The 22,250-nt window shown below is 35.6% G+C and carries 29 protein-coding genes; 8 read left to right on the top strand and 21 right to left on the bottom strand.

Going from position 1 to position 22,250, the window contains the following annotated elements; genetic code table 11:
- Nucleotides 1-3: 3 nt before the first annotated feature.
- From BT156_RS07405 to BT156_RS07375, 7 genes are all read right to left on the bottom strand, one after another.
- The gene (locus tag BT156_RS07405; protein ID WP_072408719.1) at nt 4-429 is read right to left on the bottom strand and encodes a very short patch repair endonuclease; all 426 of its coding nucleotides are present in this window, start codon (nt 427-429) and stop codon (nt 4-6) included.
- Between the two features lie 241 nt (nt 430-670).
- The gene (locus BT156_RS07400; protein ID WP_072408718.1) at nt 671-1,372 is read right to left on the bottom strand and encodes a RipA family octameric membrane protein; all 702 of its coding nucleotides are present in this window, start codon (nt 1,370-1,372) and stop codon (nt 671-673) included.
- A gap of 1 nt (nt 1,373) precedes the next feature.
- A complete protein-coding gene (locus tag BT156_RS07395) occupies nt 1,374-1,751 on the bottom strand; it encodes a hypothetical protein (RefSeq protein ID WP_072408716.1) in 378 nt (125 codons plus the stop codon).
- A 185-nt stretch (nt 1,752-1,936) separates the two neighbouring features.
- The gene (locus tag BT156_RS07390) at nt 1,937-2,383 is read right to left on the bottom strand and encodes a hypothetical protein (protein WP_072408714.1); all 447 of its coding nucleotides are present in this window, start codon (nt 2,381-2,383) and stop codon (nt 1,937-1,939) included.
- Between the two features lie 381 nt (nt 2,384-2,764).
- On the bottom strand, nt 2,765-4,888 hold the full coding sequence (locus BT156_RS07385; protein ID WP_072408712.1) for a type IA DNA topoisomerase: 2,124 nt from the start codon (nt 4,886-4,888) through the stop codon (nt 2,765-2,767).
- 51 nt (nt 4,889-4,939) lie between these two features.
- Nucleotides 4,940-6,403, bottom strand: a complete 1,464-nt coding sequence (locus BT156_RS07380; protein ID WP_072408710.1) for a DUF3945 domain-containing protein — start codon at nt 6,401-6,403, stop codon at nt 4,940-4,942.
- A gap of 95 nt (nt 6,404-6,498) precedes the next feature.
- Nucleotides 6,499-6,780, bottom strand: a complete 282-nt coding sequence (locus BT156_RS07375) for a helix-turn-helix domain-containing protein (RefSeq protein ID WP_072408708.1) — start codon at nt 6,778-6,780, stop codon at nt 6,499-6,501.
- A gap of 179 nt (nt 6,781-6,959) precedes the next feature.
- Here BT156_RS07375 and BT156_RS07370 point away from each other — a divergent pair, with 179 nt between their 5' ends.
- A complete protein-coding gene (locus BT156_RS07370; RefSeq protein WP_072408706.1) occupies nt 6,960-7,142 on the top strand; it encodes a hypothetical protein in 183 nt (60 codons plus the stop codon).
- Nucleotides 7,143-7,375: 233 nt separating this feature from the next.
- Here the strand turns inward: BT156_RS07370 and BT156_RS07365 are convergent, their stop codons facing one another.
- Complete coding sequence (locus tag BT156_RS07365) at nt 7,376-7,552, bottom strand: histone H1 (RefSeq protein WP_072408704.1); 177 nt, start codon at nt 7,550-7,552, stop codon at nt 7,376-7,378.
- 115 nt (nt 7,553-7,667) lie between these two features.
- Here BT156_RS07365 and BT156_RS22475 point away from each other — a divergent pair, with 115 nt between their 5' ends.
- Together BT156_RS22475 and BT156_RS22600 are read left to right on the top strand one after the other, a co-directional pair.
- Nucleotides 7,668-7,796, top strand: a complete 129-nt coding sequence (locus tag BT156_RS22475; RefSeq protein ID WP_262484300.1) for a hypothetical protein — start codon at nt 7,668-7,670, stop codon at nt 7,794-7,796.
- Nucleotides 7,787-8,020, top strand: coding sequence for a DUF6597 domain-containing transcriptional factor (locus BT156_RS22600; protein WP_354066851.1), 234 nt, complete (start codon nt 7,787-7,789; stop codon nt 8,018-8,020). The genes BT156_RS22475 and BT156_RS22600 overlap by 10 nt, the downstream gene beginning before the upstream one ends.
- Before the next feature lie 128 nt (nt 8,021-8,148).
- On the opposite strand, the gene BT156_RS07355 is transcribed toward BT156_RS22600, so the two are convergent.
- The 6 genes from BT156_RS07355 to BT156_RS07330 form a co-directional block, all read right to left on the bottom strand.
- Complete coding sequence (locus tag BT156_RS07355) at nt 8,149-8,559, bottom strand: hypothetical protein (RefSeq protein WP_072408702.1); 411 nt, start codon at nt 8,557-8,559, stop codon at nt 8,149-8,151.
- 30 nt (nt 8,560-8,589) lie between these two features.
- Nucleotides 8,590-9,468: a lysophospholipid acyltransferase family protein gene (locus BT156_RS07350; protein WP_072408700.1), complete on the bottom strand. Its 879-nt coding sequence runs from the start codon at nt 9,466-9,468 to the stop codon at nt 8,590-8,592.
- Nucleotides 9,469-9,470: 2 nt separating this feature from the next.
- On the bottom strand, nt 9,471-10,346 hold the full coding sequence (locus tag BT156_RS07345; RefSeq protein WP_228430042.1) for a DUF6268 family outer membrane beta-barrel protein: 876 nt from the start codon (nt 10,344-10,346) through the stop codon (nt 9,471-9,473).
- Between the two features lie 294 nt (nt 10,347-10,640).
- Nucleotides 10,641-11,258 (bottom strand): porin family protein, encoded by a 618-nt coding sequence (locus BT156_RS07340; RefSeq protein WP_072408696.1) that lies wholly within the window; start codon nt 11,256-11,258, stop codon nt 10,641-10,643.
- Nucleotides 11,259-11,432: 174 nt separating this feature from the next.
- Nucleotides 11,433-12,182 carry a LytR/AlgR family response regulator transcription factor gene (locus BT156_RS07335; protein ID WP_072408695.1) on the bottom strand — a complete coding sequence of 250 codons (750 nt, stop codon included), beginning with the start codon at nt 12,180-12,182 and terminating at the stop codon, nt 11,433-11,435.
- Entirely contained in the window at nt 12,179-12,961 is a 783-nt protein-coding gene (locus BT156_RS07330) for a sensor histidine kinase (protein ID WP_228430039.1), read from the bottom strand. Before BT156_RS07330 ends, BT156_RS07335 begins: the two co-directional genes overlap by 4 nt.
- 96 nt (nt 12,962-13,057) lie before the next feature.
- Here BT156_RS07330 and BT156_RS22350 point away from each other — a divergent pair, with 96 nt between their 5' ends.
- On the top strand, nt 13,058-13,276 hold the full coding sequence (locus BT156_RS22350) for a hypothetical protein (RefSeq protein WP_228430036.1): 219 nt from the start codon (nt 13,058-13,060) through the stop codon (nt 13,274-13,276).
- 42 nt (nt 13,277-13,318) lie between these two features.
- Here BT156_RS22350 and BT156_RS07325 read toward each other — a convergent pair whose 3' ends face one another.
- The 5 genes from BT156_RS07325 to BT156_RS07305 form a co-directional block, all read right to left on the bottom strand.
- A complete protein-coding gene (locus tag BT156_RS07325) occupies nt 13,319-14,386 on the bottom strand; it encodes a ferredoxin--NADP reductase (RefSeq protein WP_072408691.1) in 1,068 nt (355 codons plus the stop codon).
- 43 nt (nt 14,387-14,429) lie between these two features.
- The gene (locus BT156_RS07320; RefSeq protein ID WP_072408689.1) at nt 14,430-14,840 is read right to left on the bottom strand and encodes a hypothetical protein; all 411 of its coding nucleotides are present in this window, start codon (nt 14,838-14,840) and stop codon (nt 14,430-14,432) included.
- A gap of 101 nt (nt 14,841-14,941) precedes the next feature.
- Complete coding sequence (locus tag BT156_RS07315) at nt 14,942-15,418, bottom strand: DUF4405 domain-containing protein (RefSeq protein ID WP_072408687.1); 477 nt, start codon at nt 15,416-15,418, stop codon at nt 14,942-14,944.
- 15 nt (nt 15,419-15,433) lie between these two features.
- Nucleotides 15,434-16,024 (bottom strand): NAD(P)H-dependent oxidoreductase, encoded by a 591-nt coding sequence (locus BT156_RS07310; protein ID WP_072408686.1) that lies wholly within the window; start codon nt 16,022-16,024, stop codon nt 15,434-15,436.
- A gap of 447 nt (nt 16,025-16,471) precedes the next feature.
- On the bottom strand, nt 16,472-16,990 hold the full coding sequence (locus tag BT156_RS07305; RefSeq protein ID WP_072408684.1) for a GNAT family N-acetyltransferase: 519 nt from the start codon (nt 16,988-16,990) through the stop codon (nt 16,472-16,474).
- A gap of 498 nt (nt 16,991-17,488) precedes the next feature.
- Between BT156_RS07305 and BT156_RS07295 the strand changes: the two genes are divergently transcribed.
- Both BT156_RS07295 and BT156_RS07290 read left to right on the top strand, forming a co-directional pair.
- Entirely contained in the window at nt 17,489-18,253 is a 765-nt protein-coding gene (locus tag BT156_RS07295; protein ID WP_072408680.1) for an SDR family NAD(P)-dependent oxidoreductase, read from the top strand.
- A gap of 20 nt (nt 18,254-18,273) precedes the next feature.
- Nucleotides 18,274-19,194 (top strand): helix-turn-helix domain-containing protein, encoded by a 921-nt coding sequence (locus tag BT156_RS07290; protein WP_072408678.1) that lies wholly within the window; start codon nt 18,274-18,276, stop codon nt 19,192-19,194.
- A 170-nt stretch (nt 19,195-19,364) separates the two neighbouring features.
- Here BT156_RS07290 and BT156_RS07285 read toward each other — a convergent pair whose 3' ends face one another.
- Nucleotides 19,365-19,904: a Crp/Fnr family transcriptional regulator gene (locus BT156_RS07285; protein WP_072408676.1), complete on the bottom strand. Its 540-nt coding sequence runs from the start codon at nt 19,902-19,904 to the stop codon at nt 19,365-19,367.
- Between the two features lie 277 nt (nt 19,905-20,181).
- Complete coding sequence (locus BT156_RS07280) at nt 20,182-20,559, bottom strand: winged helix-turn-helix transcriptional regulator (protein WP_072408674.1); 378 nt, start codon at nt 20,557-20,559, stop codon at nt 20,182-20,184.
- 153 nt (nt 20,560-20,712) lie between these two features.
- Between BT156_RS07280 and BT156_RS07275 the strand changes: the two genes are divergently transcribed.
- Nucleotides 20,713-21,480 carry a nuclear transport factor 2 family protein gene (locus tag BT156_RS07275; protein ID WP_072408672.1) on the top strand — a complete coding sequence of 256 codons (768 nt, stop codon included), beginning with the start codon at nt 20,713-20,715 and terminating at the stop codon, nt 21,478-21,480.
- Nucleotides 21,461-21,712, top strand: coding sequence for a DUF2798 domain-containing protein (locus BT156_RS22595; protein ID WP_072408670.1), 252 nt, complete (start codon nt 21,461-21,463; stop codon nt 21,710-21,712). Before BT156_RS07275 ends, BT156_RS22595 begins: the two co-directional genes overlap by 20 nt.
- The last annotated feature ends 538 nt before the right edge of the window (nt 21,713-22,250 follow it).

Here is a 22,250-nt window from a genome sequence, read left to right as displayed (position 1 = left end):
AAATCAACTGTTAAATTGACTTTCTATATTTTTCAAAACATTATTCAATGTTTGTTCTCTCTTATCTTTTTTTAACTCACACGTGAAAACTTGCAAAACATTCCAATCTTCATCGATCAATTTTTGAATGCTAGACTTATCTCTTTTTATGTTTCCTTCAATTTTGTTTAACCAAAACTCCGTTCTTGTTTTTGGTATTGATGCATATTTACAATTCTCATGTCCATGCCAAAAACATCCCTGTATGAATATTACTGTTTTATATTTCGGCAAGACAATATCCGGCTTACCGGATAGTTTCTTGTCATATAATCTATATCTTAAACCTTTTGAAAACAAAAACTTTCTTACCAAGATTTCAGGCTTTGTATCTTTAGATTTTACCTGACTCATATTAAAGCTTCTTACTTCTTTACTATGTTTATCCATGTTTTGCAAAAATATGAAATTATGCCTTAGTTAATATAACAATAATTTGCTTAAATCCAATATTTTGAGAGGAAAATTTTAGCTTTTAGCCGATTGTAAACAAATCATCTTAAATTTATATTTTGAAATGAAAAGATTGACGACGAAAGTTTTTCAAATATAAATATTAAACATTGCGCTTAAATATGACAACCTTAAGAAGAAATACGAATATTCACATCACTATCATTGGTATCCAATATCATGTAATTATTTCCTTGGAGGGTCTATAATTATTATCAGATTCTGTTTTTATCTGCAAATCGGGAAAATGTTTATGATAACTGCTCAATAATTTTTTAGATACAATTTCACTTAAACCGAATACTGCAAAAAGAGTACAGACGGTACTTATTAAGTATAAGACTTTATCATTGTTGACATAAGAATATAATTTTATATTAAGAAAAGCTATTCCCCAAAAACAAGTTATAATAAAAGAAAGCAAGATTGATAACTTAGAAGTTGATATGTTAGCGCCTCCGACAGGATTTATATAATCACTTTTTGACTTATTTGCAAACACAAAATAGATTCTCTCTTCTTCCTTAAATTTTAGAATATTTTTTTCGTAATGATTTACTAAAGTGATAAAGTTGATATTCCAATAGTAATAGCCTTTATTTGCCCAATGCCAAAATAAGCTGACAACAAATCCAATAAACAAAATAAAATCTAATGAATTTCCATATGTCGAATCTGCACCTTTACTAACTAAATATGATACTCCGACAAATAAGGCACCTATCATTACATAAAAGTAAGTCATCCATTTATTAAAATTCTCATAATGAAAATTTCTTGCTTTTATGATGGTTTCATAACGCCATTTCATTTCTTTATAGCATTCACTTTTATATTTTTTTTCATCTTCTGCATCACACTTAAAATTATTTTCTTCCATTTTAAATATCTTTAAATTTTAAATAATTAGTTTCATTATTCCAATAATCAACACTTAAATTGATTTGTTTATATTCAAAAAAGTCACTCTTCAACTTTTTAACATTTCCATAAACTAACCTTTCGGCTAATCTATAAAAGCCTTCACCTTCTTCACCATCTGAAAGTCTAATGACGAGTGCACTTAAAAGCGGTCTTTTATTTTCATGTTCATATTCGGAAATCTCACCGAGAATGTTACCGATAATAATTCTATCATGTGGATTGTCCTGCATATTTAAATTTAATTTACAGGCATCCGATAGTTTTTGATAAGTAATTGTCGGGTTTAATTTATTTCTTGCTAATTCAATTAAAAAGCGGCGTACTCTATTATCCATATATTAAGATTAGATTTAATTCTTCTATGCCTTAGTCAAAAACTCAATTTCAAAATTCTGCTCCTGAATTACTTCTTTGTAAATGTTAACAATCGTAACATTAGAATCATAATAATCAGAAATCAGTTTGTTTTTTAAATGAAGTTTTCTCGTCAATCTAGCGATATACCAAAATAAAATCACAGTCAACAGAAAATAATCCTTCCGGTCAGAAGTGAGTAGTTGTAAATCTTAGAACTTATATTTTTTTGAATATCTTCTCTGACAGGTTTTGAAATAACTGCTTGCATCATTTGAGAATCTACTGCAATGGTTGATAAAACTGTTACTGAACGATGGCTACCAAAAGTATCATTGAGACTTTCGAAAATAATACCTTCAAAATGGTTAGAGAAATAATCTTTATAAGAATTTTGATGTGTAAAACTACTTATCAATACAATGAGTAACAGTATTGATAAAGTGATAAAAATAGATCTTTTAACTATGTAGTAAAAATTGTTATACCACTTAACAGGTTTTTCTGCTTTTAAGTGAGAGGTTAGAGTATTTACATATCGAAGTTCATTTTGTATATGAGCCTTACGTTTTTTCTTAGCCTCAATAAAGGAGCTAATCTCAAGATAATTCATTTTTTTGGTTGTTAGTTTTTAATGCTGAAAATATATCACAACATGATTCAAATATATTAAAAATAATTGTCCTAAAATTATGGGAAACCGTACTTTGGATATTTTTTTTTGAAATTGTTTTATTTACAAAAAAAATTCAAAGAATAATATACAATATCCTTTAGCTGTGTTGGATTTTGAAGCATAAGTTATTTTCTGACAGTAGAGGATAGTTTGGTAGAAATTACACTTAACTGTATGAGCCTGCCCTAAGAAATTATGAACAGGACGCTGAAACTTGATCCGAAGAATAAGAATACTGAAGTGATGATTCCCAGTTTGAGTGTTGTCTTGGAAAAGAAGTAGGACATCATTGTTTTCATAATACATTTAACATCGCTTTTACTTTTCCGAAAAGTCAAATATTGTTTTATAATCATCGTTTAAAACAATATAGGCACTGAACTTTTTGCCGTTTTTGGCCTTCATGTTTCTGATTAGCGGGCTTTTTCCATTGTTGATGAGTGAAGTGATCTGTTCTATACTGAGCTGTATTCCGCAAACAGTTCTGAACTGCATCCACTTGCATTGCTCATCTGGACATTTGATGATCTTGTCTTTGATGATGAGATTTTGCTGCTGGCATTTTGGGCATTTGAGTTCGGGAATGTTTTCTTGATGAATTGAGAGTGATAATAGTTCTTTGGTGATCTCTGTTGTGTAGTCTTTGATATCGGTGATGAATTGTTTTGCATCGAGTTTGCTGTTTTCGATCTTATCCAATGCCATCTCCCACTCTGCGGTCATCTGTACATTGGCTATCTTTTTATCTTTGACCAGATGGTAAACTTTGATTCCTTTTTCGGTTGGTACTAGAGTCTTGCTTTTTCGGATGATGTAGTTTCTGCTGAGCAGGGTTTCAATAATGGAGGCTCTGGTGGCGGGTGTACCTATTCCAATGTTCGAAATCGCTTTCTGAGCTTCTTTGTCTTCGATCGATCTTCCTGCATTTTCCATTACTGACAACAAATCTGCCTCACTGTACAGTTTGGGCGGTTGGGTTATCTTTTCCTGTAGATCTGCTTGGGAGATCTTCAACTCATCCCCGATCTTCATTTCCGGCAGTTCAATGAGTGTTTCTTCGACGTTATGGTTATTGGAAGTGCTGTCGTTATTTTTGCTGTTATTGCTGTTGTGATCTGAGAGGATGCCTTTGATGGCCCGCCAGCCTTTGGTGAGTATTTTTGATCCTTTAATGCTGAATTCATAATGATGGACTTTGATCGTGATATGACTGACCTGTTTGGAACAATGTTCTGAAAGTGATTCCAGTAAACGGTAGGCAATCATATCGTAAATGGCTTTCTCCGTTGCGGTGAGTGCCGATGGTATTTTTGTAGTCATGAGGAGCCCGTGGTGATCGGTCACCTTGAGGTCATTGACCATCCGCTTGTTAAAGTTGCCAAATTTGAGAGTTGAAATAGCCGGTTTGAATTGATCGACCGTATTGAGGATTCTGACCAGTTCCGGGATCTCAGCCCAAAGGTCTTCAGGAATGTATTTGCTGCCGGTTCTTGGATAGGTAATGAATCTCTTTTCATAAAGTGACTGTGCCGTTTGCAAGACCTCATCAGCTGACAACCCCAGCTTTCTGTTGGCCTCCTTCTGAAGTTCGGTCAGGTCAAAAAGTAAGGGTGATTGTTCTTTTACAGTTTGGCTTGAGACATTCTCAACAGTGGCCCTGCCCTCTCTTTCTATGGATCTTAGGATTTGTTCTGCCTGTTTTTTGTCCTCCCACTGTTCGGCAGATTGGCTGGTGAAATCCAGATATTCTTTGCGATGCTTCAACTGAATCTGCCAGTATTTTTTCTGCGTGAAATTTTCATGGTCTTCATATCGTTTGCAGATCAAAGCAAGTGTCGGGGTCTGTACCCTGCCTAAGGAATAAACATCCTGGTTAGCAGCAATGCTCAATGCCTGAGTGGCATTGATGCCAACCAGCCAGTCGGCTTCGCTTCTGGCTTTGGCTGCCTGATACAATCCTTCGAATGCGGAACCTGGCTGAAGATTTTTGAAACCTTCCTGTATGGCTTTTTCTGTAAGAGAACTTATCCATAGCCTTTCAAAAGGTTTCTTACATTGGAGGTAGTGGTAGATGTATCGGAAGATCAACTCACCTTCCCTTCCTGCATCGGTAGCAACGATGATACTGTCGCATCGTTTGATGACATTTTGTATGATCTTTAATTGTTTGAGTGCGGAAGGATCAGGCTGATAGCCTTTTTGGTTTTGCTTCTTGATAGGTCTTGGGATCAATAAGAACGGATCTGGAAAGATAGGCAAAGAGGCTTTGTCAAAGCCTCTTATACCATAATCTTCCGGCATTCCCAAAGACACCAGATGTCCTAATGCCCAGGTTATGCAGTAACCGTTGCCCTCCAGGTAACCGTCTTTTCTTTCGTTGGCATTTAACAATTGCGCGATCTTTCTTGCGACACTGGGCTTTTCTGCGATAATGGCTTTCATAGGATTGGATTTATTATGGTTGGAATTTATTTTTTAATTGTCAGTATTTGATTACATCTTGCGTCCTTTGGATCTGGTTGGTTTTTTCTGCTGGTCTTCCTGTTGCTTGTTGGCAGGTTGCTGCTGTTTAGACTCCAACGGTTCTTTGAGATTCTTGGTGGCTTCATTGGTTTTACCATCTGAATTGACTGCCTTTTGGGTTTTATGGTCTTCGGATGGTTGGGCTTTCTCTTTCAATTTATTGGGGTTGGTAAAAGAAAAATCTGTTTTAGAAGTTCCCTTGTCGAAGGTGATGTAGCCTTGATAGGCTTTTCCTTTGCCGTCAACAAGACCATCCACATACACCGTCTGCCCTGCTTTGAACTTTTCATATTGTGCATCATCAAGCTCCTTACCTCGGAATACTTTCGGGGCTTCCCCGCCTTTGTTCTGAGCTTGACCTTGTTGATTGGATGGCTTCTGCTGTTGGCTTTGTTGCTGGTTCTGGTTGTTGTTGAAGATGAATTCGACATAGCGCTTGTCTGCATTGAACTGAACGGTTGCTTCAAACAATTCTCCTTTTTTGGAGGTCATGCCTTCCAGATAAAGCGGCTTGCCTTCCAGCAATGTTTGTTTTTGGTGGTCATCCAATCTGATGCCCTTGATCTCATCCGGGATCTTCATATACTCAGCCCTGTAAGCGACCAGTTCATTGGTCAGTCGGTCACGGCTGATCACGGAAGGAATGATCTCATCGGTCTTGGGATTGACAAGATCGACAACCCTGCCCATATTCCCACTTTCTTTGAGGTTCTTTTTGTCTTCATCGGTGAACTCGTGACCGAGAAACTTGAGGTTGTAGTTGGGCTCTTTGCGGATGCCGTGCAGGTTAACGGCAACTTCGCCGTTGTCTGCGGTTTGGAGTGATAGGCGGACATCCATCTTGCTGACCGCTGTTCCCAAATTGATGGTAATGGGAATTAAATTATTGGTTTTGAAGCCTCTGAGAAGAGGATCCATAGCATTCATTTTTTCAAGCTTCTCCTGGTTAAGCCCGAATTTCTCCATAGTTTTCCAGTCGATCTGTTCAGGCTGGAAACGGTACTCCTGAGTTTCTGTGTTGTTTTCCATTGTATTCTGATTTTTTAATGGGTTTGTATTTTTTAATTGTATTGCATAATCTTTCAGCTTTTCCTTTTCTTCAGGGGATGCCTGATCGACATACTGCTGAAGGTCTTTCGCGGTATTGACCGCATTATATTCCGAGACCTTGAAGAAATTGAAATGAGAAGGGTTTTTAAGCTGGCGGTAAAAATTGGAAAAGAAGTTGGAGAAGAGATCACCGTGCTTGTCAACCCGGATCAACTGGTCATTGTCCTTTTTCTCGTCAGGAGGGAACTTTTGCAGATTTCCATCTTGGTCGATTCCTTTGATCATCTCGACCGCATTGGTTTGAATGTTCAGGACAAGCAGGGTGTCAGATACCGGCTTGATCTTCTTGGTTTCATTGGTTTCATTCTGTACCTTCTTTTCCATAGCAGATATTTTGTACGACGAAGGTAGAGGGATGGCTGGTGATTGTTTTGATTTGGAACTTTGTCTACTTCTTTGGCAGCTTCTGTCCTACTTCATTATGCACTTAAACATTCTCTGATGAGCTGATGGACATCGGACAGCTTGTAATACAATTTGCCACTGATAGTGTAGTATGGCAGTTTTTTGTCGGTGCGGTACCGTTGCAATGATCTTGAACTGATCTTTAGGAGTTGCAATACGTCTTGATTGTCAAGCAGCACCTCTCCATCGATCTCAATAAATCGGGATTGGCTTGATGACACTTGTTCTTTGAGGATGTCAAATCGTTCCATGATTTTTTCCATCCACGCGGTAAATTCTGTTCTTTCGATATTCATAACAGTGATTTTTTGATGTTAATAATGATTTGAACAGTTGATCAACTTTTATTGGGGTAAAGTTGAAAATTGTGAATCACATAAAATCACTACCTTTTCGTAGTACCGAAAAGATTTTAAGTTTTTGAAATGAATATTTTTGGTAATATATCGATATTTACCATAAAATAAAAAATAAGATGGGATTGACAGAACAGTTTTTTGGAAGTGCTGCTGAGAAATTTACAGAATGTGTTGAAATTAAAATTGCGGAACTCAATGAGAAGCATAAAAATTTTCTTTCTGAACAAAATATTGATCTGAATGATTCCTATATAATCACATTTTGGACAAAGCGGGACAGGCAGGATTGGATTCGGTAGGACGGGTGATATTTCAAATGAGATTGATGTCGAAATTGATAAAATTCTACATGATTGTGCGGAACAGCACCTTAATAAATTGTAGTAGCTCATTAGAATTTGTACATCTATCTGTTTCAGGTAATGGCATGATTCAGTTACAACAATAAATTTGTTAAAATCTTGAAATTCCTAAAAATAGGGTTCAATAAAAGATCCCCACAAAACTTGCAGGGATCAGTATTGTAACATTCTTATTTCTTTGATTCCTCAACAGAAACTTTTCTGAAGTCTTTAAATAATTTGCTGAGTTCAAGCGCAGATTTTCTTGCTCTTGTCCCGGCAGCCTTGTTCCCTTTCTCAGATTGCTGATTTGCTTCATCAGAAAATGCTTCAAATTCTGCGTTGATCTTTTCGATTAGTTCTTTCATAATGTGATAATTTAAAATTAATTGGACGGCAAATATAATGTTTATGGGGCTTTTATTCAATATTTTTAAATCTTGTTTAGATGATTTTTTTTATTTTTATTGAAATTAAAACCCGATGAATTACCAGACATTTGAGCCTCATCAGGAATTGGAGGTATTTGTAAAATGCTATTGGACACTGGAAAGTTCAGTAGATGAACAACTGGAAAACAACTCGTCGTTCCCGATGGATGTATGGAGATGATCTTTCATTATGGTGATCTTTATAAGCAGTACACCGGCAGAGGAAAAAGTATAATCCAACCCAGATGCTTGATCATCGGTCAGCTGACAAAACCACTTGAAATAGAACCTACCGGAAGGACGGGTATTTTCTCTGTCCGCTTTCATCCCTATGTTTTTTTTCCTTGCTTTCCTACCCATAACGGCTTCTATCCGCTGTATAGAATAATCGGCTTCAATCTCTAATTCGTTGATTGTCGTTTCCAGCTTATGTAGCGTTTCAGTATAAAATTTATCCATTCCGATAGTTTATGCCAATATTGTCCTATTCAGTCTAATTCGATTACCACATTATCAGATTTTGATCTTGCTACCTATCTTTGTTTATCAAACAGATTTAACCTCTTGCACCAACTAAAGAAGCGTTTTAATTCATTTTGGTCTAACTTCTCAAAATGAAATATTTTATGAGGTGATGGAATGGCATCACAATAGACACCGCTTATTGTAAAAACATACTTAATTTTTTTATTGAGGTTGATTTCTGTGTCAAAATCTTTGTGAAAGACTTCTTGCTCATACTCAAAAAACGATTCTGCTGAGTAATTACTATGACTTAAAAAAACGAGGCAATCACAAGACTTCATAATATTTTTATAATCATTCTCATTATCAAAATTATTACGACTATATACCTCGTTTCCATTGTCCCACAAGAATTCGGCAATATTGTCGAGCAGCGTCTGCTCATCTTGTTTTTCATAGTCAACTAATAAATATTTCATCGTCAAAAATGTTTAGTTATTTTGTGTATTTTATCTTTTCCACCGCTTATGTGTCCATAGCCAGCCATATGGTTCTTCTTTGATATTTTCTGTGAGCAACTCAACATACTTTTGAGTAATTTCACCCACTTTTGTAGATTCTGCTTTTGCATTTATGGGTATGCAGCTTACCTTGTAATTTCCCTTTGTAAGTTGCGTAATATGTAGGTATATGACCGCCGCTTCACTTGTACGGGCAAGTTTTTCCATTCCTGAAAAAAAATATGTTTCCTGATTCAATAAAGAGAACCTGTATTCTTCATCTTTTATCTTTGGACGTTGGTCTGCAATAAAAAGATACACAGCTGGAGACGAGTTCTTGGATAGTATATGTCGTGTTACCGCTTTGTCACGAATTAACTTCATACCGAAACGAGAGCGGAGTTTGACCATTAGACTATTCGCTAGCTTGGAACTCAATGGCTTGTATACAGCATGAACGTCGTACTGAACCTTATGAGGTAAAAAATTTAATGCTTCCCAATTACCACAGTGCCCAACTGAAGCGATAACATTGCGCCCTGATTTTATATACAGATCCACTAACTCGAGGTTCTCAAATACTATTTTCTTATCAAGTGTTTTTGCCGGAATAGAAACACCTTTTATCATTTCGGCAAAATAAGCCACAAAGCATTCATAGAATTTTTTTACGATTGCATGAATCTCTCCGTATTGTTTTTCGGGGAACGAACGTGAAACATTTTGAACGACAACTTCTTTTCTGTATCCAACTAAATAATAAACAACAAAAAAAGTAAAAGAGGCTATCGAATACAAGAATGTCATTGGCAGCAAACTTATAAGGTAAATAGCTACATAGACAGATCTGGATACGAAAAGTCGCAGGGTTTCCTTCAGATTGTCCATCTTTAAAATTTCATCTTTAATCCGGCTGACACATAGGGTGAAACAGAAAAATAGTAATCGTTATCAGACGCAAAAACACCTTTTAGGGTTCTATCGCTATAAGATGCGGGGCGGTAGAGATTGAGCCCTGCCATACCAGTCACAGATAGCTTTTCGCTAATTTTATACTCCGGACGAAATCCAGTAACAATATACTGATGAGAAAAAATTACATCCTTGCCGTCTTTTTTCAACAATGCAACCTGACCATTCATTTCAAGCGCATACGAAAGTTTAAATTTATCATTGATATCATAACCTGCTGACACTTCCAGTCCGTCGACAAGCTCTACATTCAGGTCAAATTTGCCTTCGGTTTTCCATTTTACATACACGGCCGGAAACACCATTGGGTAGCCTAATGAACTATTTATTGCAACCCCGCCACCTATAGAAAGATTAGGATTCAAATGACGGATAAAAATAGCACTTCCACTTGCAAGCACATTTTTGAAACTGATTTTTGAAAAATCAGTAGAAGGGGTAAATACACCCATACCAAGACTAGCTCTCATCGACCACCTGTCATTCAATGGTCGCAAATGGTAAATTCCTACTTGAAAATTCATGATTTCGGACACCATTTGGTCCGAGAAATTTTGGTTTTTCAACGAAACATATGACCCTCCAAGACCAATGCCCCATGCCGTCGGGCGGTTGTTCTCATTTAGTTTCATCGATAATGGTATGTTGACTCCAGCCTGATAAACCATTGCAGAACCCTTTCCGCCGATTTTTTCTCTCGGATTTTCACCAGGAGGCAGATAGTAGTATCCGGATTTTCCGAGATACTCTGTTTTGAAAGTTACTTCCTGTGCTTTTCCTTGTAGATATAGCAACGTTACCAACGTTGTTAATAATAATGACTTTAATTTCATTAGATTTTTAAATTTATGTTTGAGATAATTTCAATTTATGTTAAGCAAAGCAACGATGAATGAAGCAGGGCAGAAAGCGATAAATTGTGGACTTCAGAATCAAAGGGATGAATTGCAGAATATAATGGGTGGAATGTAATTTAAAATTTACCTATCGGGTGAAAGAGGTTATTGCGTACCGAATTTCATGCATCTTGTTACTGACAGGGGTTAAAATTCGGTACGCAAAGCATTAATTAATCGTAGTGATGAATATTAGAATTTATAGGCTATACCGATGGATGCACCTTGGTTTTTCATAGAGCCTCCTTTGCCTTTGTGCAGATCGGCTAGTCCAAATTTGTAACTAGCATTTATCTGCCAGTTCTTATCAAAGTCGTAGCCAACGATTCCCCCTACACCATAGTCAAAACGGTTCATCGTGGTTCCTGTTCCATTGTTCTTTTTATATAAGTTCACACCATCCAATTTCGTACTGATACCATAGCCGGCATAGGGACCCGCACCTATAAAAGCCTTTCCACTTCCAAGCTCTCCCTGAACAATTCCGTAAAGAGGTATCTCTACTCCAAAAGATTTGAGTTTATCAGATGATTTATCAGTTAAAGATTCAAGTTTCGAGGTGTTGTAGTACACATCAATACCAGATTGCACTGCGAAATTTGGACTTAGGTCATATTTTATAAAAACACCCGCGGAACCGCCAAAGCTCATTTTACTTTTTAAGCTTTTCATATCACCTCCCAAGCGATAATTTGATAGACCTGTGCCGGCTTTGAAACCAACAGATAACGGGTTCTCCTGTGCGGATAATTGAGTAGAAAAAATTAGTGTGCCTACTGCGAAAACAAATGTTAACATGTTCTTTTTCATTGTTCTGAAGTTTTAAAATTTTGAATGTTATTTTTAAATTCTGAACAAAAGAACGATGCCCTGAGCGATTACGAAATCAGGAAACTATAGGCTTTAGAATCTAATACATGAAATGCGTTATTAAAGGGATGAAATTTTCGGTCTTAGGTTATTCCACGATACCATCCATCCACTTTAGATACCATCCATCCACTTTAGAAAGTCTGGTACGCGTACACGGCTTACCAAAACCTCATGTGGGCATATTGGCAAAAAGTAAAGTTTTAGACGGCTGTTGAAGTATTTAGCAACATTCTTAATAGCCTTTACATTCCCAATACAATTACGTGAGACACGAAAAAATAAACGGCTATCAAGGAGGTGCTCTAACTGGTCTAAGGTATAATTAATGATATATCGTTTATCGTTGGATGTATGGAGGAAGACAACTCCGCCTTCGCTATAGAAATGAGCGATATCCTTAGTCTCTATATAATGATAGTTTTCCCCTTTGGATATCAGAAATCTGTTTTTGGTTCTGACAGATAATAGCTGTTCATAGTGCTTAGGGTTGGCTTTATAGGAAACACTATGAAAGATGTTCTCAAATTTAATTAACGCCACTTCCAGCTCATTTTCATTAAATGGTTTTAACAGATAATCAATACTGTTTAATTTAAACGCTTTAATCGCATGCTCATCATATGCAGTTGTAAAGATTACCGGGGTGGTGACCTCTATGTGATTGAATATCTCGAAGCAGTTACCGTCTGCAAGACGTATGTCCATAAGAATTAAATCTACGGCAGAAGTTTTCAAAAACTCGATGGTATCTATCACTGTTTTAGTTTGCTTCTCCAACAAATAATCAGGACGTAATTTCGTTATCATACGTTTCACTTCTTCGTAAGCGAAGCGTTCATCTTCAACTATCAGGTACTTCATGACTTTATAAAGGGGATTTTTACTATAAACAATTGTGTGGTATGATCCACAACAACATCTTTACCGTATAATTTATACTGTTGCGTAATATATTTCAGCCCGATTCCGCCCTTATCAACATCGTGGGACGGTTGGATGTTGTTTTCGACTGTAATATACTCGCTATCCACATTAATTTTAATATTCAATAATGATTCTTCTGTTGCCTTATTATGCTTGAAAGCATTTTCTATCAATAATTGTAGGGTAAGGGGAATAATCTTATGCTGTTCAGAGGAAGATATTTTATTTACCGTAAAAGTAAAAGCATTTTCAAATCGCATTCTCATCAGGAATATATACGAATCCAAAGCATCCAATTCTTCGGTCACCGATACCACTGGCTGTTGGGTGAGTGAGAGTACATACCGATAGGTTTTTGAGAGGGCTTTCGTAAACTTGTTGGCATTTTCCTGATTTATATATATTAGAGAAGATAACACATTTAATGAATTGAATAAGAAATGTGGATTTATCTGTGCCCTCAATGTTTCATGCTGGAATAGCAATACTCTACGTTTCGCTATTTCAGAATCGGCTATGGCTTTTTGTTCGGACTGGAAATAATAAATTAGTTCAAATGACAGCAGAATTGGGATGTTATTTGTCATTGCAAATGCAAATTTGACAAGGAAAGAAGGTAATCCTTCTTCGGAAATCAACAGGACGTCATAAATCACGTAATTGAACAGACATAATATAATCAGACATATTACGACCAACCCTGTAATATCAGCCATGATTCGATATAGAATATTTTTGGAATAAGGCAAATGCTTATTAAGGAATCTTAATAAAAGAAAATCTGCTATACACATGGTAACAATTACCAAATAATGCGAAAACAACTGGATATGAAAATTGTTCCACAAATCTTCCTTCATCAGAATAATGCTGAAAAGCATCTGGCACAAAGCATAAATCAGTGTGGAGGAGAAAAAAATGAGCAGATTTCTTATACCTATTTTTTTAAATTGGATCATATTTCAAAAATAAAGTTTTCATTTGAGGTGTATGACAAATCACTAATATTTCTGATGAACTTCATTATTTGAGGGATGAATTTAATAGTTGGTATCTTTAAAGCGAGCACTTATTCAATTAAATTCGATTACCACATCATCAGATTTTGGATATCCTACACAAGTAAGGACACATCCGTCTTTTATTTGTTTCTCTGTAAGCCCTTCGGTTGTTAGCATTTCTACATTTCCAGATATGCACTTCCCTGCACAGCTTATACAATTTCCACTTTGACAGGAATAGGGCAAATCAATTCCCGATTCAAGCCCGGCAAATAAAATAGACTTACCTGAGGATACGTTTACTTCGTGTTCTTTTCCTTTAAAAAGTATTTTTATCTGATGTTCTTCTGATGCAGGCTTTCCTTTTGTGACGGTATAGAAACTTTCTTTAAGAATCATCTCTTTAGAAAATCCTGTTTCTATTATCGTTTTGGTTGCCATGTCCATCAGTCCTTGTGGACCACATAGGTAAAACAAAGAACTTGTCTCTTTCGTAATTTGCAACTCGTTAAAAATAGTTTTTAGGTGTGTAGTATTAATTCTGTGGGCATTTTTCTTTTTAAATAGTCTTGCAAAAAATCCTGCTTTTGATTGGTTGCTCTTCATTTCATCTCCCCAATAATGAACGATACGGAAACGTGATGAATATTCGGAAGACCATTGTTCTAATTGGTCATAAAATATCGTAGCAGCCTGGTTAGCGTTCACGTAGACTAAGGATACCCTAGAGGTTGAGTTCGCTATAAGTACTGACTTAACCATAGAAAATAAAGGTGTAATCCCGCTTCCACAGGCAATTAGCACGATATGGTTTGGAATGTTTTCTGGTTTTAAATTAAAATTTCCCATAGGTGGCAATACAATCATCGTATCTCCAGCTTTGAGATTATCATTAAGGTGGTTAGACATTTTTCCCCCTTTTACCCTTTTTACTGTTACAGATAAGTCTTTATCGATATAAGGTGAAGAGCAAAGCGAATAAGCTCGTCGTTCTTCCTTTCCGTCAATTTCGCCCATCAGAGTTAGGAATTGACCTGACAGATAATCAAATTGTTGCTCGGGCTGGGAGAAGTGTATTGTTATAGAATCCGCAGTTTCCTGTACAATCTCGTTAACATATAATATGGTTTTATCGCTCATAGTTATTTTACTATTAAATCAATTATTTTTTAGAGATCAGTACCTATCTTTGTTTATCAAACAGATTTAACCTCTTGCACCAACTAAAGAAGTGTTTTAATTCATTTTGGTCTAACCTATCAAAATGGAAAATTTTATGAGGGAATGGAATAGCATTTGAATAAACGCCATTTATTGAGAAAACAAGCATTAATTTCTTGCTGTTACTTTTCTCTAAGTTAAACTCTCTTTGAAGCTTGTGCTGTTCATTTTCAAAAAATGATACTAGTGAACAATCCCCATATATCAATAAAACTACCCAATCACAATGTTTTACAAAATCCCGATAGTCATTTTCATTATTATAATTGTTGCTGATATATACTTCGTTTCCATTGTTCCAGAAGAAGTCTGCAATATCGTAAAGACATTCATCTATTTCCTGTTGTCTATTTTCTATTACTAAATATTTCATTATTAAAATGTTCAGTTATGGTACCGGGTCTTAGTCGTTTAATAAATATTATCTCTTTTTGTTGTGTGGGTATGTGGAAAGTAGAACGATAACAAATCAATTCACTCCATAATCAAATCAATTACTTTTTCTGGGTTAGAATCGTTGTTAATCCAAATGTCTTCTATTGTGGTAGCTTCTTCAATTGATAATCCATTTTCTTTCAGTTTTTCAGATGCTTTTTCATAGTTGATATCTAACGCCCTAAAAGCATCATTGATAGGTGCTTTTACCATTTTATTGAAAATGATTAAGTCCACGGGAGGGGACATCCTTTCTGAGACAATTAGTATAACAGATAGGACTAATACACCTAATAGAGCTGGAATAAAGACACCTTTTTTGAAATGTATTCTTAATGCTTTCCAATTGAGTATGACGTGGAAAATGGCACATATAATGAAAAATAACCCTAAAATTTCGTGTATAACTTCTGTATAACCATCAAATAAATGGAAAAGCATCAATAAGCCAGATATTCCGACTACAAGAAAAACTAAGGAAATAAAGGGGGTAATATAATTTCTGTTCAATTTCATAATACCAAGTTTTGTTTAGTTAAATTTTGAAAACCTGTTTTCAATATCAGTTAACCATTTTACTCTTTTTTCCTGACTGACTGACTTTACCATATTATAGCTAATCCATTTAAGATTTTTGTAGCCCATAGTTTTGAAAACGCTTTTTATCATTGCTTTCTTGATTAAGTTGCCAATAAGCAGGGAATACATTATTTTGGGCTTATTCATGGTTGTGATTACTGTCACACCTTTTAAGTTTTTTAAAAGTGGTACTAAACCAAAACCCCTTGGATGGTGGTCGTACACAACTCCTGGAGTAAGAACTCTGTCAACAAATCCTTTGGTCATTGCAGGCATCAAATCCCACCAAATAGGAAAAATAAAAATCAGGTGGTCTGCCTTTTCCAAACGTTCGTTATAGTCTATTACTTGTGGATCCACAGGTTTGTGATCCAGAAAGGCTTTCAAATCTGCCTTTGACATTACCGGATTAAATCCATCATTATCAAGATGCATCAGGTCTATCTCGTGATTTGCATCTTTAAGCCCTTTGGTTACAGCATTTAAAATTGCGTTTCCAAAGCTTCCTTCATAGGGATGATTAAATACTATTACTACTTTCATTTTTACTTTGCTTAATTTTATACTGCAAAGTTGAGAAGTAGCAAATAGTTGGACGATAACAATTGTAAAGAAATCGCAAAGCGATTCACGAACACAAAAAATAATCAAAAAATCTGTGAGTAAATGAACTTATCGCCTGTTTCGTATTCTGCTTAATGAAACAGATGTAATGCCTAAATAGGAAGCGATATAATGTTGCTGTACACGCAATAATATCTCATGATTTTCCTGAAGAATTTTTTGTATCGGACTTCTGGTTTGTCCTGAATTCGTGGAATCAATAAATGTTGGTATGAGGCTACACGGCTAATGAGATACTTATTGAACAGGTTTTGAAAGGCTTTATCATTTTGTAACAAATCCATTTCCTTTTTACCAATAAACAAAAGAACCGAATGTATTGATTTTGTCTCTGTTCAGTCATTTACTGTTTATGGTTCTATTAGCTTAAAAATCTATTTTAGATAACTTAATTTCAAAGTAGCACACATCTGCATTGTGGTAATGTGAAGGAAGATTCACAGAATTTTTCAACTTTTTGATTCCCAAAAAACTAAATCCACAATTTTTGTAGTGTTGAATCAGCTTTACATTTTCACCACAAGTATCCATGCGGATATATTTTTTATTTTTCGCAAAATCCTTTGCCCAATCTACAATTATTTTTACAAAATTGTGGCCCCGGAAACTCGGGTTTGTTGCTATTCTATGAATATAAAGAGCAGATACCCCATCGTCATCTTTCCAAATTTCCGGGTCGCTGTATGTAATTGCCCAAACGCAGGCAATCTCATTATCAATCAGTAATTTGAATTGTCTATTTTCAGCAATTTCTTCTTCTATCAATGTTTTATCAAATTCCGGCCATTGGTTTTCGGGAAACCTTTCTTTCTGAAATGCGGTGGCTAATTTATAAAGTCTAAATATTTCAGATATATCTATTTCGGTGCTATTTACTATTTTCATTATCTATTGATATTATATTACTGATTCTAACTTGTTTTCGTCTTTGTTAACTCCTATTAGTAAGGTCAATTCATCACATTGGGTCACTTTAGTATTTTCAATCTGAATTCTGCAAAAACTTTACGCTTTACTATTTCTCCATTTTTGAGAATGCTTTTAACATATTCCTCTTTACAAAATTACAATGAACTGAATAAACAAAACGATTACAATTGTAAAATAAACATAATCAGATTCACCGACGATGGATAAACGAATAATGAAGGCTTCTAGTGATATCCTGGAGCCAACTTTGGGAATGAGGGCTGTGAATCTATTGATAATATACTCTGTTTAAAAATCATCTTATTAATAGTGAAAATGCTTTCAGCTCGAAATCTTTTATTTAATGGTATTTCTTGATTGAATTGGGGATTTAACCACAAGCGCAGCGGATTGGGATACTTCGGCTGCCATTGTTTTAAAGACCTTTGTAGGGTAATTAAAATAAAAATCATAATGAACAAACAGAAAATTGCCTTAGTAACCGGCGGAAGCCGTGGAATAGGTCGGGATATAGCGATTAACCTAGCAAAAAGGGGCTTAGATGTAATTATCACCTACCTATCCAATGAAAGAGCAGCCAATGAGGTTGTTGAACAAATAAAATCCTATGGGAATAAAGCAGCGGCTTTACAATTGGACGTTGCTGCCTATGAAGCTTATGCCCCTTTTTTTTCGGAGAAATTATTACCACTGTTAAAAAACAATTTCAACAACTCACAATTAGACTACCTTATAAACAACGCAGGAGCTATTGCTTTTTCAACTTTTGACGATACTACCATCGATCAATTTAAGGAGATGATACACATACATCTGATGGCACCCTTCTTTATCACACAGCATGCTTTACGTATTATGAACGACGGAGGAGGAATCGTGAATATTTCAACCGGGCTGACGCGTTTTTCCACACCGGGGTTTGCGGCATATGCCTCCATGAAAGGCGGACTTGAAGTACTTACCAGATATCAGGCTAAAGAATTGGGAACACGAAAAATCCGTGCAAATTCAGTAGCTCCGGGCGCTATCGAGACCGATATTTTAGGAGGTGCCGTGAGGGACAACAAAGACATGAATGCCGCACTGGCTGCTGAAACAACCCTGGGGCGAGTTGGTCTTCCTAAAGATATCGGCGCTGTAGTTGCTTTTCTTTGTACTGAAGAAGCCTATTGGATCAATGCTCAACGAATTGAGGTGTCAGGTGGTAGTAACTTGTAATTATTTGGTAAATTTGACCTATGGAGGAAATCATTCAAGTCAAAACCATTAGCGAATTTCACCGTCTGTATAATTTACCTAAGCCTTTACATCCGTTGATCAGCTTGGTAGATTACGCCGAAATGTATAATGGGGTAACGGTTAAGTGTTGGTCACAATCATTCTATTCCATTGCATTAAAGAAGAATGTACTGGGAAAGTTTAATTATGGACAGTTGCCCTATGACTTCGATGAGGGCCTGATGTCATTTTTTTCACCAGGACAGATCCTAAATATTAAATTCAACGATGAATTACCCAGGCAGGAGCCATCGGGATGGATACTGCTTATCCATCCCGATTTTTTATGGAATACCACGCTGGCCAAAACGATAAAGGGATATGAATATTTCGGGTATGCCATTAATGAGGCGCTTTTCCTGTCTGAGAGAGAGGAGGATAGTATGGGGGGGCTTTTGGATAGCATCCGCGAAGAATACAGCAGGAATATGGATGATTTCAGTAAAAGGATTATCATCTCCCAGATCGAACTATTGCTGAATTATGCAGATCGCTACTACAAAAGGCAATTTATTACGCGAGAACGTAGTAATCACGAATTACTCACAAGATTTGAAGAATTACTGGAACTATATTTCAATGAAACAAACGATAGGGAACGGGTGCTTCCAACAGTACAGTATTTCAGCGAAAAATTGAACAAACCCCCCGATTATCTGAGTAGCGTTTTAAAGAACACAACAGGTAGTAATGCCAGTCAACATATACAGTTCAAAATTATAGAGGTGGCCAAACTCAAACTCTCTACTACGACACTTACCGTAAGCGAGATCGCCTATAACTTAGGATTTGAACAACCACAATCATTGAGCAAGCTATTCAAAAAGGTTACACGCCAGACTCCGCTTGAATTCAGGGGTTTATATCAGCGGCATATGTAAATGGTTTTTCAAAATTGCCGCTAACCGTTTAAAGTTGCACGTTAGCTTATTTGAATGGTCTCCTATCATATCCACTTTTTTGGGGGTAACAAACAAGTTAAGACCCGGTTACCTTAGTGCACTGGTATCCCATTAAAATTGGGACGCTGTTAAATTCATGCACATCGCCATTATCGTCTGTTTCTTATCCTGCTTAATGAAACAGAAGTTATACCTAAATAGGATGCGATATAATGTTGCGGAATACGCTGAATAATGTATGGATGTTGTGTAATAAGCTCTTCGTACCTTTTTTGAGGTGAATTTTTTAAATAGGAAAAAAAAAGATTTTGACTTTGTAGAAGCCGTTGAAATAAATGTTCAAGTATATGATCTTTAATATCCGGCAAACTCATTAATGCTTCTTGAAATTCTTTCTGCGTAATAGTTTGTAGCACACAGGGTTCAATAGTTTCTATACTATATAGACTAGGTTTGTTAGTCATAAAACTTTCAATAGACGACACACCACTACCTTCAAAGAAAAATTGAGTTGTTATATCTTTTCCGTTATTATTAATCCAAGTTCGTAAACAACCTTTTTCCACGAAAAACATTTTTTTGGAAATTTCACCTTCTTCAAGAAGAGTAGTTTTAGCAGGAATCTCTATTTGTTTAAAAAGATGACTAAGCATACTCCACTTTTCGGTATTTTTTTTTGCTTTGTTCATTATATTTAATTTAATAACATTTTAATAGTTCTAAATTCTTATAAATATGTTAACTCATTTAAGTATTCGTCTATTTTTAGGCTTAATACGCTGAATAATATATGGATGTTCTATAATAAGCTCATCGTAGAGTTTAGGTGAATTATTTTTACGATAGGAATAAAAGATTTTATTTTGAAAATCCATTTGAGAAATAGTTTATAAACACACGACTCTGACCTTTCGATGCTGAATAAACTCAACTTTCTCTACTGTCATTTTTAACCAAGTCCGCAAATTATATTTCCATGAGAATAGTTTCAGAGTTTATATTCTCTTGCCTCTTGTAAAAATCACTCATAAAATCCTTCCCCCAGTTTTCCATCATATCAACAAGGGGTAAAAGCGATTCACCTACTTTGGTTAAAAAATATTCAACCTTAGGAGGAAGTACCGGATAAATAACTTTTCTAACAACACCATATGCCTCTAACTCTTTAAGTTGTAAGTTCAAAACTCTTTTGCTCGCAAGCGGATGTTTCTTTGCGAGTTCACTCGGTCTTCGTATTCCTTGGTTGATAGAATCAATTAAGCAGGGCTTCCATTTACCTCCAATAATCTCAAAAGTAATACTCATGCCACAACTAAAATCTTTCGGTATTTTTTTCTCGTACATAGCTGTTCTATTTTAGGGAATAAATTTACGACATATTTCGTTTTTAGTATCATAGGGATAATATTATCCCTATAGCAATATTTTTTCACTTATTTTTTCACATGTATAAGGTCAGTACATTTGCTCATAATTAATCAATAAAATTAAAAAAAAATGGAATTATCAAATAGAGACAAAGCTGAAGCTATACAAAATAGCATTGAAACTGAAACTTTGGCAGAAATAGGGTTGATCAGTCCTACCTCCTATAAACAACACAATCCAAATGTAGCAACGGGCTTACAAGCAATTTTGGGCTTGCATGATCAAATGCCGATGGATAAAGTTTACACAAATGTAGTCCGTAAGTTTCAAGATGGAGATTATGGATTTGTTCACGTAGACTATTTCCTTTTTGAACCAACCGTCGCTTTTGATATACACCGGTTTGAAAATGGAATAAGTGTTGAACATTGGGATAATCTTCAAACAAATCCAAAAAAACTGAATAAAAGCGAAAGAACAATGACTGACGGAAAGACCAAAGCAAAAGATCATCATAAAACGGAGGTTAACAAAGCACTTGTTAAAGACTTTGTTCAAAACGTTCTTATTTATGGGCAAATCGATTTGGTGTCAAATTATTTCAGGGGAGACGAATTGATTCAACATAATCCACATATGGGTGATGGGGTACAAGAATTTCTTAATATGTTGGAACAATGGAAGAAGGAGGGGAAACCTCAAATTTATAGTAAAATACATAAAGTATTAGGAGAGGGAAATTTCGTTTTGGTATTAAGTGAAGGCTTTTTTAAAGGAGAACATGTTGCGTTCTACGATTTGTATAGAGTTGAAGATGATAAAATTGTAGAACATTGGGACGTCGTTGAAACAATACCTGAACCTGAAAAACGAAAAAATGAAAATGGTAAATTCTAAGAAAGATAGGCGTTACAAAATAATTAGCACCTTTTTTGTGGTTCTACCGACAACTTTTATTATGTCAGTCTTATCAACTTTTACTAAATGGGTTTCATTTGAAAATTGGATCGGTGAACTTTTTAAATCGTGGCTTATTTCATTGCCTATTGTTTACGCTTGCGTATTGCTCCTATTGCCACTTGCTAATAAAATGACTAGCAAGATTTTAGATAGAAAAGTACATTTATAAAATTAGAGTGTTCCTAAAAATTTGTATCGTTTTAGGAATACTCTATTTTGTTTTTAGTTACTATTAATTATAATTGGAAAATAAGGTCAACATAATTTCAAAAATGTTCTTCAGTAGATAAATGTCGGGTTTATTATTGGAATATGATTATTGCAAGGCGCTTTACAGAAGCACAATCTACGATGCTGATGAGTGGGTGTTCGGGCTTGGGCAAACCTCTTAATTGATAAAATTCGCTAATTGTTTTATTGTGTCTGCCGTTGTCCCATATAACAAATTTAAAAATAATTTTGTTGCATATCATCCAATAAGCTGATGTGTGTCGGTTGCCAACCTAATTGCTCTTGTGTTTTGAAATTTGAAGCCATACTTTCCATCGTAATGAAATTACTCATCCACTCAAAGTGTTTTGCTAATTCATCGCCTGACACAGATTTCACAGGCAAGTTCAACGTTTCGCCAAGGATCAGTGGAAATACTAACGTGTCCGTGATTTCTGATAAAGGGTCCGTGTGGATTTCAAGACAACAATTTGTTG

Source organism: Chryseobacterium limigenitum (genome assembly GCF_900114875.1).
Classification (GTDB): domain Bacteria; phylum Bacteroidota; class Bacteroidia; order Flavobacteriales; family Weeksellaceae; genus Chryseobacterium; species Chryseobacterium limigenitum.
The sequence above is the reverse complement of the archived record's forward strand: the minus strand, read 5'-3'. Positions and strand labels throughout refer to the sequence as shown.